Source organism: Nonomuraea rosea (genome assembly GCF_039539705.1).
GTDB classification, from domain to species: domain Bacteria; phylum Actinomycetota; class Actinomycetes; order Streptosporangiales; family Streptosporangiaceae; genus Nonomuraea; species Nonomuraea rosea.
Genome location: NZ_BAABDQ010000001.1, coordinates 183,714 through 198,951 on the forward strand (window position 1 = coordinate 183,714; position 15,238 = coordinate 198,951).

Genomic DNA, 15,238 nt, shown 5'->3' on the forward strand with positions numbered 1-15,238 from the left:
CCCTACTCGCGCTCGAACCTGAAGCCGACCCCCCGGACAGTGGTGATGTAGCGGGGCTTGGCCGCGTCGTCCCCGAGCTTGCGGCGTAGCCAGGAGATGTGCATGTCGAGCGTCTTGGTCGAACCCCACCAGTTCGTGTCCCAGACCTCGCGCATGATCTGCTCGCGGGTGACCACCTTGCCCGCGTCGCGGACCAGGACCCGCAGCAGGTCGAACTCCTTGGTCGTCAGGTGCAGCTCCTTCTCCCCCATCCAGGCGCGGCGGGAGTCGGCGTCGATGCGCACGCCCTGGACGACCGGGGTCTCCGAGGTGCCGCGGCGCAGCAGGGCGCGTACGCGGGCGAGCAGTTCGGCCAGCCGGAACGGCTTGGTCACGTAGTCGTCGGCGCCGGCGTCGAGGCCGACGACCGTGTCGACCTCGTCGACGCGGGCGGTGAGTATCAGCACCGGAGTGCCGTGGCCCTCGGCCCGGATGCGGCGGGCGACCTCTAGGCCGTCCATCTCCGGCAGGCCAAGGTCAAGAACGATGAGGTCGATGCCGCCCGACAGGGCCCTTTCCAGGGCCTGCGGGCCGTCGGGGCTCACCTCTACCTGATAGCCCTCGCGGCGTAGCGCACGCGCGAGTGGCTCGGAAATCGAGGTGTCATCCTCGGCGAGAAGTACGCAGGTCATAAAGCGATCGTAGGACCTTAGGCGATCGTTTCCCGGGCGCAGCGCGCGGTTTGACTTGTCGTTGACCCATCCATTGACCTGGGCAAACACAGTTAAATATCGATTATTCCGGACTAAATCACCAGGTTTTCCGGCCATGATTCGGTATACGAACTGATGGCTCCAGCCCTCAGGCCTTCCGTACGATCAACCGCTCGTCGGGATCGGGGCACTCGGGGACTCCGAGGCAGCGGAAAGCAGGCTTCTCAAAGCAGGGGGGCGCGCGGCAGGTTCCGGGCGGGCACGGAAGGCCCGCCCGGTCACCGGTTGTCAGTCGTCCACGGACGGCGGCTCGGCGTAGCGAGCCAGGTAGAGCTGCTCGCCCAGGCTGCGGATCAGCGAGAGCTCCGTCTCCAGGTAGTCGATGTGCTGCTCCTCGTCCTCGAGGATCTCCTCGAAGATGCGGGCCGAGGTGACGTCACCCTTCTCCCGCATGAGCTGGATCGCCGGCCGTAGCCGTTGCACCACCGACAGCTCGACCTCCAGGTCCGCCCTGAGCTGCTCCTCGACGGTCTGCCCGATGTGCAGGGTGCCTAGGCGCTGGTAATTGGGCAGGCCCTCCAGGAAGAGGATGCGATCGGTGAGGCGCTCGGCGTGGCGCATCTCGTCGATCGACTCGTCGCGGGTGTGCTTGGCGAGCTTCGTGTACCCCCAGTTTTCCTGCATCTTCGCGTGCAGGAAGTACTGGTTGATCGCGGTGAGCTCGGCGGTCAACTGCTCGTTGAGCAACTCGATGATCTGCTTGTCGCCCTGCATGAACGGGCCCCTCGTTGCTATCCGGCTAAGCGGTCGTCAATTCGTCAGACCGTTTCAGGATGGCACAGATCTTCCGCACACATCGGGCACAGTCCCCACCAGCACCGGTAGTGTCGCGGATCTGTTTGGCGCTCGTCGCCCCGGAGGCGATGCAGTCGTGGACCTCGTTCTCGGTCACAGCACGACATATGCACACGTACATCCAGGGATAGACCTCTCACGCAGGGCGGGCACCATAAGGTTAGGCACACCTAAGGTAGCTCACTATGGTAAGGCTTGCCTACGTTAGGTAAGCCACACTCGTCTACCCCTCTGCGTGAACGGCCCGCGCTCAGCTCCCCCTGGCGATCCACTCCTCCAGGTGCGGGGCCTCCGCGCCGATCAAGGTCGAGTCGCCGTGGCCGGTGTGCACGACGGTCTCCGCGGGCAGTGTCAGCAGCCGTTTCCTGATCGACTCGATGATCGTGTCGAAGGAGGAGTAGGACCGGCCGGTCGCCCCGGGGCCGCCCTTGAACAGCGTGTCGCCGCTGAACAGGGCCGCCAGATCCGGCGCGTGCACGCAGACCGCGCCGGGCGAGTGGCCGGGCGTGTGCAGCACCTCCAGCGCGATCCCGCCGACCGCGATCTGCTCGCCGTCGCTCAGCGGCTCATAGCGCACCGCGTCCCCGTACTCCTGCTCCCACAGCACTTGATCGGCCGGATGCAGCCTGATGGGCGCCCCGGTCAGCTCGGCCAGGCCCTGCGCGGCGTTGATGTGGTCGTTGTGCGCGTGCGTGCAGACGATGCTCTTGACCGTGCGGCCGCCCACCCGCTCGGCGATCGAGGCGGCGTCGTGGGCGGCGTCGATGATGACGACCTCCCGGGCGTCACCGATCAGCCAGACGTTGTTGTCGACCTCCCAAGCGCCGCCGTCCAGCGAGAACGTCCCCGAGGTGATGACCCGGTCGATCACAGCGCCTCCCCATCCTTGAGCGGATCCATCAGAAGACCACCACCGAGCGCAGCACCTCGCCGCGGTGCATCTTCGCGAACGCCTCCTCGACCTGGTCCAGCCCGATCGTCTCGGACACGAACCTGTCCAGCGGCAGCCGGTGCTGCAGGAACAGGTCGATCAGCATCGGGAAGTCGCGTGCGGGCAGGCAGTCGCCGTACCAGGAGGACTTGAGCGCGCCGCCGCGCCCGAACACGTCCAGCAGCGGCAGCTCCAGCGTCATCTCCGGCGTCGGGACGCCCACCAGCACGACTGTGCCGGCCAGGTCGCGGGCGTAGAACGCCTGCTTGTACGTCTCAGGCCGGCCCACCGCCTCGATGACCACGTCCGCGCCGAAGCCGCCGGTCAGGTCGCGGATCGCCTCGACGGGGTCGCTCTCGCGCGAGTTGACGGTGTCGGTGGCGCCGAATCCGCGAGCCCATTCGAGCTTGCGGTCGTCCACGTCCACCGCGATGATCTTGGCGGCGCCCGCGAGCTGCGCGCCGAGGATGGCCGCGTCGCCGACCCCGCCGCAGCCGATGACGGCCACGCTGTCGCCGCGCGTCACGCCGCCGGTGTTGATGGCGGCGCCGAGTCCGGCCATGACACCGCAGCCGAGCAGGCCCGCGACCTGGGCGGGCGCCTCGGCGGAGACCTTCGTGCACTGGCCGGCGGCGACCAGCGTCTTCTCCAGGAACGCGCCGATGCCCAGCGCGGGCGACAGCTCGGTGCCGTCGGCGAGCGTCATCTTCTGGGCGGCGTTGTGGGTGTTGAAGCAGTACCAGGGGCGGCCGCGCAGGCAGGCGCGGCACTGGCCGCACACGGCCCGCCAGTTGAGGATCACGAAGTCGCCCGGCTCAAGGCCGGTCACCCCGTCGCCGACCGCCTCGACGACGCCCGCCGCCTCGTGCCCCAGCAGGAACGGGAAGTCGTCGTTGATCCCGCCTTCCCGATAGTGCAGGTCGGTGTGGCAGACCCCGCAGGCCTGCACGTTCACCACCGCCTCGCCCGGCCCCGGATCCGGCACGATGACCGTCTCTAGCGAAACTTCCTGGCCCTTGCCTCTGGCGATGACGCCCTGCACTTCGTACGGCATGCCAGCCATCTTGTGTCAGGAGGATGATCTCCGCAAGACATGAGGCTGGACCACGCCGAGGCCGCGCGCGGGCCGCCGCCTGATCCGGTGGAGCTCGAACCCGCCGAGCCCCGCCAGCCCCTCGGCCAGCGCCGCGTCGACCAGGATCGTGCCCGGCCTGGCGATGGCGGTGAGCCTGGCTGCCAGGTTGACGGTGGTGCCGAAGACGTCGCCCATGAGGGGCACCACCGGGCCGTAGGCCACGCCGATGCGCAGCTCCTCGCCGCTCTCGACCAGATCGAGGGCGATCGCCGCCGCCTGGGCCGGCGTCGGCGCGGTGAACAGCACCTCGTCGCCCAGCGTCTTGACCAGCCGGGCGCCGTGCGAGGCCACCACGTCGGAAGCGCGCGACTCGAACCCCTCGACCAGGCTCGCCAGCGCCTTCTCGGCCAGCTCGCGGGCCCGCCTGGTGAACGACACCAGGTCGGCGAAGCCCACCGCCATCGACACGCGGGTCGGCACCAGCTCGTCGTTGATGTCGGCGATGGCCAGCAGCCTGGTGCCGGCCGCGGCGAGCTGGGCCCGCCAGACGTGGCCCAGGACGAACTCGAAGTCGGGCATCAGCCGCTGCGCCGTGTCGAGCACCCGCGCCAGGTCCTCCTCCGTCGGCTCCCGCGGCAGGATCGCGCCCATCATGATCTCGGCCTGCCACTGCGCCAGCCTGGCCGTGGTCTGGCCGAGCGCGCGGGCCATGCGGACGATCGTCTCCTCGTCGAGCAGCCCGCCGTCGAGCATCCTGCGTACCCTGCTCAGGGCCTTGATGTCGTCGTCGGTGAACGCCACGGTGCCGGCGGCGCTCTGGGCGAAGCCGAGCGCGCGCCAGATGCGCTCGGCCAGCTCCTGCGACACGCCCGCCTGGGCCGCGACCTGTTCTCCGGTGAAGCGGGGCGGCCGGCCGAGCAGCTGGCGCTCGATCTCCTCCGCGGTCGGCTGGCCGCGACGAGGTTCGTCCACGGGAGGAGGCTACTTCAGCGGCCGTCCACCTCGCCGTCGGAGGCGTCCTCGACGAGCCTGAACAGCTCGGTGCGTACGTCCTGGATGTGCGGGATGTCGCGCAGCACGATCTCCCCGCGATCGCCCGCGGACTCGACGGTCAGCGTGCCGCAGCCGAGCAGGCGCTCGGCGAACGACTGGTCGGAGCTGACCGTGTTGACCTTGGTGATCGGGATCTCGTCGGTCGACTTGTTGAGCACGCCGGTGCTGATCGTGAAGCGGTGGGTGGTGAGCACGTAGCCGGTGTTCTTCCACCGCAGATAGGGCACGAACGACCAGATCGTCAGGAGGATGAGGGCGATGACGCCGATCCCGATCCTGACGTAGGTGGCGTTCTGCTCCCATGCGGCCGGTACGAAGTAGATCGCCGCGCCTGAGGCGGCGGCGATGAGGACCAGCGCGATGAGGGGGACGATGAGCCGCTTCCAGTGGGGGTGGAAGGATCGGACTCGCCGCTCACCCTGCGTCAGGTGATGGTCGGGAAGGGTCATGGGCAAATCGTGCCACCATCGCCGCCCGGCTGCTACGGCGACGGCAGAACGGGTCATTCCGCGCTGCGGACGTGCACCACGTCACCGGCGCTCAGCGTGTATCGCTCATGCCCGGAATCCACCTGAAGGTGCCCGGCGTGGTCGATGCCCGTCGCCGTCCCGGTCAGCGCCTGGCCGCCCGGCAGCTCCACCCTGACCTGCCGGCCGATCGTGGCGCTGGAGGCCTGGTAGGCCGCCCGCAGCCCGGCCGCCTCCGCGTCGCCGCCCGCGGCCGCCCAGTCGCGGTAGTGGCTCTCGACCTCGCGCAGCACGGCCCTGAGCAGCGGATCGCGGTCGACGCACGCCGCCTCCTCGATGCCCAGCGACGTGGCCGTCTCGACGGGGAGCTCGTCCGTCCTGAGCGACACGTTCAGGCCCATGCCGATCACGACGCCGTCGTCGGTCCGCTCGGCCAGCACGCCGGCCAGCTTGCGCTCGCCGATCAGCAGGTCGTTGGGCCACTTGAGCCGTACGTCCACCTCGGCCAGCCGGCGCACGGCCGAGGCGGCGGCGACGGCGTACAGGAGGGGCAGCCAGCCCTGCGCGGTGGGCGGCACCTCCGGTTTGAGGAGGATGGAGACCATCAGGCCCGAGCGCGGCGGCGCCGACCAGACGCGGCCGAGCCGCCCGCGGCCGGAGAGCTGCGTCTCCGCCACCAGCACCGTGCCCTCCTCGGCCCCTTCCTTGGCGGCCTCGGCCAGGTCGGCGTTGGTCGAGCCGGTGCTCTCGACGACGGTGACGCCGCTCCACAGGGAGCCGGGATGGACCAGGGCGCGGTTGAGCGCCGCCGCGGACAGTGGCGGACGGTCGAGGTCGGAGTAGCGCGAGTTGGGCATCCACCCATCTTGGCTGATGACCGGCTGTTCGAGGGCACACCTGGGGGCAAGATGGGAGGATGAGCAAGCGTCTGAACCCAGCCAACTGGGCCTCTTTGCGACCGTTCGGCATCGGGTTGCGCAAGCCGAACAATTACCTGGAGCTGTGGAAGGCGTTCAGGTCGGTGAAGGGCAACAGGCGCTACGCCTGGCGGATTCTCAACCAGGGCACCTGCGACGGCTGCGCGCTCGGCACCCAGGGCATGCGCGACTGGACGATGGACGAGATCCACCTGTGCAACATCAGGTTGCGGCTGCTGCCGCTGAACACGATGCCCGCGCTGGACGTCTCCCTGCTGAGCGACGTCTCCGGGCTGGCGGGCAAGCGGAGCGCCGAGCTCCGGGACCTGGGGCGGCTGCCGTACCCGATGCTGCGGCGCGCGGGCGAGCCCGGCTTCCGGCGGATCTCCTGGGACGAGGCGCTGGGGCTGGCGGCGGGAGAGCTGCGCGAGTCGCGCTTCGGCGCGTACCTGACCAGCCGCGGCATGCCCAACGAGAACTATTACGCGGCCCAGAAGGCCGTGCGGGCGCTCGGCACGAACAACATCGACAACGCGGCCCGCATCTGCCACTCGCCCTCGACGGTCGCACTCAAGGAGACGATCGGCGCGGCGGCCACCACCTGCTCCTACACCGACTGGATCGGCTCCGACCTGATCGTGTTCATCGGCTCCAACCCGTCGAACAACCAGCCGGTCGCGATGAAATACCTCTACCACGCCAAGAAGGCCGGCACCCGCGTGGCCATGGTCAACGCCTACCGCGAGCCGGGCATGGACAAGTACTGGGTGCCCTCGAACGCCGAGTCCGCCCTGTTCGGCACGAAGATCACCGACGAGTTCTTCGGGGTGAACGTGGGCGGCGACATCGGCTTCCTCAACGGCGTGCTCAAGCACATGATCGAGAACGACTGGGTGGACAAGGAGTTCGCCGACCAGCGCACCACGGGCTTCGAGGAGATGCGCGCGGCGCTGGCCGGCCAGACCTGGGCCGAGCTGGAGGCGCTGTCCGGGGCCTCGCGCGACGACATGTTCCGGCTGGCCGAGCTGCTGGGCGCGGCGAAGTCGGCGGTGTTCGTGTGGTCGATGGGCGTCACGCAGCACACCTACGGCGAGGACAACGTCCGCTCGATCGTGAACCTGGCGCTGGCCGGGGGCTTCCTGGGGCGCGACCGGTGCGGGCTGATGCCGATCAGAGGGCACAGCGGCGTGCAGGGCGGGGCGGAGATGGGCGCGTACGCGACCGGGCTGCCCGGCGGGCTGCCGATCACGCCGGAGAACGCCACGAAATTTGCTGACATGTGGGGATTCGAGGTGCCGGCGACGCCCGGCCTGACCGCGACCGACATGATCGACGCGGCCCACAGCGGCGACCTCGACGCACTCGTCTCCTCCGGCGGCAACTTCCTGGAGGTCCTGCCCGACCCCGCCTACTGCCGCGAGGCCCTGTCCCGGCTCAGGCTGAGAGTGCACATCGACATCGTGCTGTCGTCGCAGATGCTGGTGCCGGGCGCGGGCGACGTGCTGCTGCTGCCCGCGCAGACCCGCTACGAGATGGTCGGCGGCGTGACCGAGACCTCCACGGAGCGGCGGATCATCTTCTCGCCCGAGGTCGAGGGCCCGCGCGCCGGCGAGGCGTGGCCGGAGTGGAAGATCTTCACCGAGCTGGCCGCCAGGGCCCGACCCGAGCTCTCCGCAAAAGTCCGGTTCACCGGGACCCCGCAGATCCGTGCGGAGATCGAGCGGGCCGTCCCTTTCTACGAGGGCATCGCCGGCCTCGCGAAGTTCGGCGACAACGTCCAGTACGGCGGGCGCCACCTGTTCGCCGACGGCCGCTTCCAGACGCCCGACGGGCTGGCCAGGTTCTCCGTCGTCGAGCCGCCTGCCCTGGAGCGCCCCGACGGCTCGTTCATGGTGGCCACCAGGCGCGGCAAGCAGTTCAACAGCATGGTGCACGAGCGGCTCGACGGCTTCAACGGCGCGACGCGGGAGGCCGTGCTGATGAGCCCGTACGACGCCGACCGCCTGGGGCTGCCCGACGGGGCCGCGGTCGAGCTGCGCTCGGGCGAGCGGACCTACCACGGCAAGGTCCTGCGGGCCCCGCTGATGCCCGGCAACCTCCAGGTCCACTGGCCGGAGGGCAACGTCCTGCTGGACGAGGCCCGCCGCTCCGCGCAGGCGCGGATCCCCGACTACAACGCCCTCGTCACCGTGCGGCCGCTGTGAAGGGGCGGCCGGGTCCCACCACCCGCATCAGGATCAGGGAGCTGTCCGGGGCCGTCGGCCGGGACCGCCGCGACGACCTGGCCACGGAGGAGCCGCTGGAGATCCGGCTCACCGCGCCCGACGGCGCGCGCAGGACCGTGGCCATCACCATGCGCACCCCCGGGCACGACTTCGAGCTGGCCGCCGGGTTCCTGCACGGCGAAGGGCTGGCCGGGCCGAAGGAGATCGCGGCGATCGCGTACTGCACCGACGAGGACCTCCCGCCCGAGGCCCGCTACAACACGGTGACGGTCCGCCTGCACGGCCCCATCCCCGACCTGCCCGCGCTCGACCGGCACTTCCTCACCTCCAGCGCGTGCGGCGTCTGCGGCTCGGCCAGCCTCGACGTGCTGCGCGACCGCTGCGTCCCGATCCCCAGGGGCCTGCTGGAGCTGACCCCCGAGCTGCTGTACGGGCTGCCGGACGCGCTGCGCGGGGCGCAGGGCGTGTTCGGCAAGACGGGCGGGCTGCACGCGGCCGGGCTGTTCACGGCCGCCGGGACGCTGCTCGCGCTGCGGGAGGACGTCGGCCGGCACAACGCGGTGGACAAGCTGGTCGGCTGGGCGGGGCTGACCGAGCGGCTGCCGCTGGCCGAGCACGTGCTCATGGTCAGCGGGCGGGCCAGCTACGAGATCATGCAGAAGGCGCTGGCGGCCGGGATCGCGGTGGTGTGCGCGGTGTCCGCGCCGTCGTCGCTGGCCGTGGAGCTGGCCAGGGAGTTCGGCATGACGCTGGTGGGCTTCCTGCGCGGCGAGCGCTGCAACATCTACGCGGGTCAGGAGCGAATTCTCGGCTAACTATGGAATGAAGCATTCCGTTCTGTTAGTATTGGAACAGAACGAACCGTTCCGCAGCTTCGAGAGGATCCGCCATGAGCATCACCCCCTTCCGCGTCGAGATCTCCCAGGCCGACCTCGACGACCTCCAGGCGCGTCTCGCGCTGACCCGCTTCACCGACGAGATCCCCGGCGCCGAGCAGGGCGTGGCCGTCGAGCGGGTCCGGCGGCTGGTCACCCACTGGCGCGACGGATTCGACTGGCGGGCGCAGGAGGCCAGGCTCAACGCGTACCCGCAGTTCACCACCGAGATCGACGGGCAGAACATCCACTTCATCCACGTACGCTCCGACAACCCCGACGCCCTGCCGCTGATCCTCACCCACGGCTGGCCGGGCTCGATCGCCGAATACCTCGACGCCATCGAGCCCCTGTCGCGCCACTTCCACCTGGTCGTCCCCTCGCTGCCCGGCTACGGCTTCTCCGGCCCGACCAAGGAGCTGGGCTGGAACAACCTGCGCATCGCCAGGGCGTGGGCCGAGCTGATGACCCGGCTCGGCTACGAGCGCTTCGGCGCGGTCGGCAACGACGCCGGCTCGATGATCTCGCCCGAGCTCGGCAGGATCGCCCCCGACCGGGTCGTGGGCGTGCACGTCACGCAGCTGTTCTCCTTCCCCTCCGGCGACCCGGCCGAGTTCGCGGGGCTGAGCGAGGAGGAGCAGGCGGGGCTGGCCGTGCTCGACTGGTTCTGGAAGGAGAAGGGCGCGTTCAACGTGCTGCAGTCGCAGCAGCCGCAGACCCTCGCCCACGCGATCGCCGACTCCCCCGCCGGGCTGGTGGGCTGGCTGGCGCAGCTCTTCGACGAGGACCTCGACGACGACTTCGTGCTGACCAACGCCTCGATCCACTGGTTCACCGGCACGGCGGGCTCCGCGCTGCGCCTCTACTGGGAGAACGCCCGGGCCGAGCAGCCCAAGGAGCCCACTACCGTGCCGACCGCGCTGGCCATGGCGGCGGGCGACTTCGCCTCGATCCGCCGCTTCGCCGACCGGGACCACGCGAACATCGTCTCCTGGAAGACGCTGGCGGCCCCGGCCCACGGCCACTACACCGCGCACACCGCCACCGAGACGCTCACCTCGGACATCCGCGCCTTCTTCGACAGCCTCCGCTGAGTCTGCTCAGAAGGGCGGATGTCCCCTGATCAGCCGGTGTTCTGCAGGCCCGCGGCGACCCCGTTGACCGACAGCAGCAGGAGCGTGGACAGCCGTTCGCGCTCCTGCTCCGACGGGTTGCCGGTGCGCAGCGAGCGCAGCGCCCTGAGCTGCAGGTGCGACAGCGCGTCCACGTACGGGTCGCGGAGCTGGACGGCCCGCGAGAGCACCTTGCGGTTCTCCAGCAACCGCGTGTGGCCCGTGATCCGCAGCACCAGCTCGCGCGTCCTGTCGTACTCCTCCAGGACCTGCCTGGCGAAGTCATCCCGGCCGCCCAGGGCCAGGTAGCTCTCGGCGATCGAGCGGTCGGTCTTGGCCAGCGACATCTCGGCGTTGTCCAGCATCGCGTTGAACAGCGGCCACTCCGCGTACGCGGCCCGCAGCTCGTCGAGGGAGGCGACGGCGGCCAGACCGGTGCCCAGGCCGTACCAGCCGGGCAGGTTGACCCGCGTCTGCGCCCACGCGAACACCCACGGGATGGCCCGCAGGTCGTCGAGCGAGCGCGGCGCGCCCAGGCCGCGGCGCGAGGGACGGGAGCCCAGGCGCAGCGTGCCGATCTCCTCCAGCGGGCTGACCAGCCCGAACCACTCGGGGAAGCCCGGCGCCTCGGTCAGCGCCCGATAGGCCTGCTCGGAGGCCTCGGCCACCTGCCCGGCCAGGCCGCGGAACCGCTCGGCGGCGGCCGCCGTGCGGGCGCCGACCGTGGGCGAGGAGGCCAGCAGCACGGCGTTGGCCACCTGCTCCAGGTGGCGGCGGGCGATGGCGATGTGGCCGTAGCGGGCGAAGATGACCTCGCCCTGTTCGGTGACCTTGAACCGGCCGGCCACCGAGCCGGGGGCCTGGGCCAGCACCGCGCGGTTGGCGGGACCGCCGCCGCGGCCGAGCGCGCCGCCGCGGCCGTGGAACATCCGCAGCCGCACGTCGTGCTTCGCCGCCCAGGCGGTCAGCGCCTCCTGTGCCTCGTAGAGCCGCAGCGTGGCGGCGGCCGGGCCGAGCTCCTTGGCGGAGTCGGAGTAGCCGAGCATGATCTCCATGCGCCGGCCGGTGTCGGCCAGGCGCCGGCGCATCTGCGGGATCGCCAGCATGCCCGACAGGACGTCCGGCGAGTTCGCCAGGTCCTGGCCCGACTCGAACAGCGGCACCACGTCGAGCACGGGCGCGCGCTCGCCGAGCGCGAAGTCGGCCAGCTCGTAGACGGCCGCGATGTCGTCGGCCGAGCGGGTGAAGGAGACCACGTAGCGGGAGCAGGCCGTGACGCCGAACCGCTCCTGGATCCAGCCGATCACCCGGATCGTGGCCAGGACCTCCTCGGTGCGCTCCGACAGCTCGCCGCCGGCCCGCAGCTCCTCCAGCGCCGACGCGTGCACCTGGGAGTGCTGGCGCACCTCCAGCTCGGCCAGGTGGAAGCCGAACGTCTCCACCTGCCACATGAGGTGCTGCAGCTCGCCGTACGCCTGCCGCGGCGCGGACTCGGCCAGCGAGTCCTGTACGAGCCGCAGGTCGGCCAGCAGCTCGGTGGGCGAGCGGTAGGCCAGGTCGAGGTCGCGGCGGCGGGTGGCGGCGATGCGCGCGGCCACGAACAGCAACCACTGCCGGTGCGGCTCACGCGGTGACCGGGTGGCCAGCTCGGAGACCAGCTCAGGTTGCGCGTCCACGGCCGCGGCCAGCGCCGACTTCAGCGCGGGCGAGCACGGGGCGAACTGCCCGGAGGCGGTCAGCGTGCGCGCGATGCGCGTGCAGGCGGTCTCCAGGGCGGTCAGCACGTGCTCCGACTGGATCTGGATGGTCTCGCGGGTGACCTTGGAGGTGACGTTGGGGTTGCCGTCACGGTCGCCGCCGATCCAGCTTCCGTACCGGATGAAGGGCCTGGCCTGCGGCGGACGGGTGCCGGTGCGGTCGTCGAGCGCCGCGTCGAGCGCGCGGTAGACCTGCGGCACCATGCGGAACAGCGTCTCGTCGAAGGCGGCCATGGCCGTGCGGACCTCGTCGAGCGGGTCGAGCTTGGTGGAGCGGAGCTGGGCGGTGCGCCACAGAAGGTCGATCTCCTCCAGCAGGCGCCGCTTGCTGTCCGCGCGCTCGGAGGCGCCGCGGCCGGGCGTGTTGTACTCCGTGAGCTGGCCGCTGATCCGCTGGATGGCGGTGACCACCGCCCTCCTGCGCGCCTCCGTGGGGTGTGCGGTGAGCACCGGGTGCAGCTCCAGGCCTTCCAGCAGCTCGGTGACACGATCGTGCCCGAGCTCGTGTACGGCCTGGGCCAGCGACTCCCGCTGAACCCACCCCCCTGCGTCCCGCTCCCTGAGCGTGCGGATGCGGTAGTGCTCCTCGGCCAAGTTCGCCAGGTGGAAATAGCATGTGAACGCGCGGGCGATCTCCACCAGCCGTTCGATCTCCCATTCGGAGACCATGGCGGTGATCTCGTCAGCCGAGATTTCACCCCTTCGCGCTGCGATGACGGCCTTGCGCAGCCGTTCGACGTCGGCCAGCAGGTCTTCACCACCCTGCTCGGCGAGCACCTGGCCGAGCAGCTTGCCGAGCAAGCGCACATCATGGCGCAACTCGTCCGGCATCTCCACGGCCGCGCTGCGACGTTCGAGCCCCTGGTCAATCATGCTTCGACGATATCGAGTCGATTCCCGCGCCCGTAGCCCGGTCTCACCAATTGGACTAGACCACTTATCACGAAGCTTTGGAGACGGCTCCGAGGAGGTCCGGGAGTCTGGCGTAGCCGATCTTGGCGGCGAGGCGACGGCCGAAGACCTCGGCGAGCAGGCCGTAGAACGGGGCCAGCACGCACACCCAGTACAGGCCCAGCATGAGCGGGATCACGAACGGCAGCGACAGCAGCCCGATGCCGAGCGTGGCGCCGAACGCCGAGGCGAACGCCTGCCCGCCCTGGCCCGGGACGGCGCCGCTGAAGGCGTTCATCCGCTCGGGCACGGAGTAGGGGACGATCACGCTGGTCATCGAGCCGACGCCGAGCCCGATGCCGAGCGCGCCCCAACCGGCCAGCATCCCGGGCACGATCGTCTCGGGATGCCCGGCGAACAGACCGGCGCCGGCGGCGATCGCGGCGAGCAGCGGCAGCGCGATCACCGCGTTGGCCAGGTGCCGCCCGGCCAGATCGGTGCGCAGGCCGTGCTCCGAGCCGAAGGCCACGGCGTTCATCCACAGCGAGCGGCCGTCGATCCCGAACGCGTTGCCCGACTGCAGCGCGATCATCAGCGCCCCGATCGCGCTCAGGAAGATCGGCATCCCGGCCCCCGGCCCGCCCTGCGACTGCCCGCCCATCGAGAACGCCAGCACGGCCGTGACCGCGATGGCGCTGAACCAGCCCACGCGGAACCTCGGCTCACGCCTGATGTACTTCAGCTCCTTCGTGACCACCGCGGCCAGCGGCCCGTCCGGCAGGAACCTGTCGACCAGACCGCTCTCCCTGCGTACGGAGGCCGCCTGACTGGAGGAGTCGGGCGTGACCAGCGCCCGGCCCAGCGCCTTGATCCACAGCCAGGCCAGCGCCACCACCAGCACCGCCACGACGGCCAGCTCGGCCAGCCCGACCAGGCCGCCGTCCGCGATGGCGTGCGCCGCCATGCCGGACGGGGTCCACCGAAGCGCCCCTGCCATCTGGTGCAGCATGGCCGTCGGGTCGCTGAAACCGCGGTTCATCAGCAGGTTGGGCAGCTGGGCGAGGACGACCACGAACACGGCGGCCACGGCCAGCACGTCGCGGCCGCGCCGGGTACGCAGCGCGCCGGACAGCGCCGTGGTGATCAGCCTCGACGTCACCACGCACAGCGCGAACTGCAGCAGCACCGCGAGCACGCCGAGCAGCACGCCCCCCGGGCTCGTCGCCAGGGCCACCAGCGCGCCCGCCGTGACGATCAGCATCGCCGCCGGCCAGACGCCGGTCACGGACGCCGTGAACATGCCGACCGCCATCTCCCGCGTGCGCAGCGGGAACAGCGACAGCCGCGCCGGATCCAGCGTGTCGTCGAGCCCGAACAGGAGCAGCGGCACGATCATCCAGCCCACCAGGAAGAACGTGAAGGAGACGATCACCAGCGAGGTCGTGATGTCGTCGGGCGCGAACCGCAGCAGGCTCATCAGGAAGAAGCCGAGCACGGCCAGGCCGGTCGCCATCAGCAGGGTGAAGATGAAGCCCAGCTTGCGCTGGAGGTCGCCGCGCAGGTTGCCCGCGAGCAGGCGCAGCTTGAGCTGCGCGAAGAGCACGACCGTGCTCACTGGCTCTCCCTGGGCCGGGAGCCGAGCCAGGTCAGGCCCCCCTCGCCGTTGTCGCGCGAGCCGCCGACCAGCTCCAGGAACGCCTGGTTGAGGCTGCGACCACCGCGTACGTCCGCCAGCGCGCCCTGCGCGACGATGTGGCCCGCGCTCATCACCGACACCCAGTCGCACAGCCGCTCGACCAGCTCCATGACGTGGCTGGAGAAGATGACGGTGGAGCCGGAGGCGGTGAAGCGCTGGAGCACGTCGGTGAGCGTGTTGGCGCTGACCGGGTCGACGCCCTCGAACGGCTCGTCGAGGAAGAGCACGGAGGGGTTGTGCAGCAGCGCCGCGGCCAGGCCGATCTTCTTGCGCATGCCGGTGGAGTAGTCGACGACCAGCTTGTCCGCGGCGTCGGTCAGATCCATGACGGCCAGCAGCTCGCCCGCGCGCTCCTCGACGTCGGCCTTGGGGATGCCGCGCAGCCGGCCGTTGTAGATCAGCAGCTCGCGGCCCGACAGCCGCTCGAACAGGCGCAGCCCCTCGGGCAGCACCCCGATGCGCGCCTTGACCGCGATGGGGTCGCGCCAGACGTGGAACCCGTCGACCTCGGCCGAGCCCCCGTCGGGACGGAGCAGCCCGGTGATCATGCTGAGCGTGGTGGTCTTGCCCGCCCCGTTGGGACCGACCAGCCCGGCGAAACTCCCGGCGGGGACGACGAGATCGACCCCCGCGACCGCGATCTGCGGACCATAGCGTTTTAACAGGCCTTCGGTGCGAACCGCATCCGTCAT

14 protein-coding genes are annotated in these 15,238 nt (G+C 70.4%); 3 read left to right on the forward strand and 11 right to left on the reverse strand.

Annotated elements, in window-relative coordinates; all coding sequences use genetic code 11:
* Positions 1–2 precede the first annotated feature (2 nt).
* From ABEA43_RS00855 to ABEA43_RS00890, 8 genes are all read right to left on the reverse strand, one after another.
* Complete coding sequence (locus ABEA43_RS00855) at positions 3–671, reverse strand: response regulator transcription factor (protein ID WP_043620820.1); 669 nt, start codon at positions 669–671, stop codon at positions 3–5.
* A 309-nt stretch (positions 672–980) separates the two neighbouring features.
* Entirely contained in the window at positions 981–1,466 is a 486-nt protein-coding gene (gene bfr, locus ABEA43_RS00860) for a bacterioferritin (protein WP_345557564.1), read from the reverse strand.
* 25 nt (positions 1,467–1,491) lie between these two features.
* The gene (locus ABEA43_RS00865; RefSeq protein ID WP_345557566.1) at positions 1,492–1,668 is read right to left on the reverse strand and encodes a (2Fe-2S)-binding protein; all 177 of its coding nucleotides are present in this window, start codon (positions 1,666–1,668) and stop codon (positions 1,492–1,494) included.
* 129 nt (positions 1,669–1,797) lie between these two features.
* Positions 1,798–2,418, reverse strand: coding sequence for an MBL fold metallo-hydrolase (locus ABEA43_RS00870; protein WP_345557568.1), 621 nt, complete (start codon positions 2,416–2,418; stop codon positions 1,798–1,800).
* A gap of 28 nt (positions 2,419–2,446) precedes the next feature.
* Positions 2,447–3,532 (reverse strand): S-(hydroxymethyl)mycothiol dehydrogenase, encoded by a 1,086-nt coding sequence (locus tag ABEA43_RS00875; RefSeq protein WP_345557570.1) that lies wholly within the window; start codon positions 3,530–3,532, stop codon positions 2,447–2,449.
* 15 nt (positions 3,533–3,547) lie between these two features.
* Entirely contained in the window at positions 3,548–4,525 is a 978-nt protein-coding gene (locus ABEA43_RS00880; RefSeq protein ID WP_345557571.1) for an adenylate/guanylate cyclase domain-containing protein, read from the reverse strand.
* 14 nt (positions 4,526–4,539) lie between these two features.
* Positions 4,540–5,055, reverse strand: a complete 516-nt coding sequence (locus ABEA43_RS00885) for a PH domain-containing protein (RefSeq protein ID WP_345557573.1) — start codon at positions 5,053–5,055, stop codon at positions 4,540–4,542.
* Positions 5,056–5,108: 53 nt separating this feature from the next.
* A complete protein-coding gene (locus ABEA43_RS00890; protein ID WP_345557575.1) occupies positions 5,109–5,930 on the reverse strand; it encodes a biotin--[acetyl-CoA-carboxylase] ligase in 822 nt (273 codons plus the stop codon).
* Positions 5,931–5,989: 59 nt separating this feature from the next.
* On the opposite strand from ABEA43_RS00890, the gene ABEA43_RS00895 reads away from it, so the two are divergent.
* From ABEA43_RS00895 to ABEA43_RS00905, 3 genes are all read left to right on the forward strand, one after another.
* On the forward strand, positions 5,990–8,194 hold the full coding sequence (locus tag ABEA43_RS00895; RefSeq protein WP_345557577.1) for an FdhF/YdeP family oxidoreductase: 2,205 nt from the start codon (positions 5,990–5,992) through the stop codon (positions 8,192–8,194).
* Positions 8,191–9,030 carry a formate dehydrogenase accessory sulfurtransferase FdhD gene (gene fdhD, locus ABEA43_RS00900; RefSeq protein ID WP_345557579.1) on the forward strand — a complete coding sequence of 280 codons (840 nt, stop codon included), beginning with the start codon at positions 8,191–8,193 and terminating at the stop codon, positions 9,028–9,030. Before ABEA43_RS00895 ends, fdhD begins: the two co-directional genes overlap by 4 nt.
* Before the next feature lie 74 nt (positions 9,031–9,104).
* Positions 9,105–10,184 (forward strand): alpha/beta fold hydrolase, encoded by a 1,080-nt coding sequence (locus ABEA43_RS00905; protein ID WP_345557580.1) that lies wholly within the window; start codon positions 9,105–9,107, stop codon positions 10,182–10,184.
* Positions 10,185–10,213: 29 nt separating this feature from the next.
* Here ABEA43_RS00905 and ABEA43_RS00910 read toward each other — a convergent pair whose 3' ends face one another.
* From ABEA43_RS00910 to ABEA43_RS00920, 3 genes are all read right to left on the reverse strand, one after another.
* Entirely contained in the window at positions 10,214–12,832 is a 2,619-nt protein-coding gene (locus ABEA43_RS00910; protein ID WP_345557582.1) for a phosphoenolpyruvate carboxylase, read from the reverse strand.
* Between the two features lie 67 nt (positions 12,833–12,899).
* Positions 12,900–14,465 (reverse strand): hypothetical protein, encoded by a 1,566-nt coding sequence (locus tag ABEA43_RS00915; RefSeq protein ID WP_345557584.1) that lies wholly within the window; start codon positions 14,463–14,465, stop codon positions 12,900–12,902.
* Positions 14,462–15,238 (reverse strand): ABC transporter ATP-binding protein, encoded by a 777-nt coding sequence (locus ABEA43_RS00920; RefSeq protein WP_345557586.1) that lies wholly within the window; start codon positions 15,236–15,238, stop codon positions 14,462–14,464. The genes ABEA43_RS00915 and ABEA43_RS00920 overlap by 4 nt, the downstream gene beginning before the upstream one ends.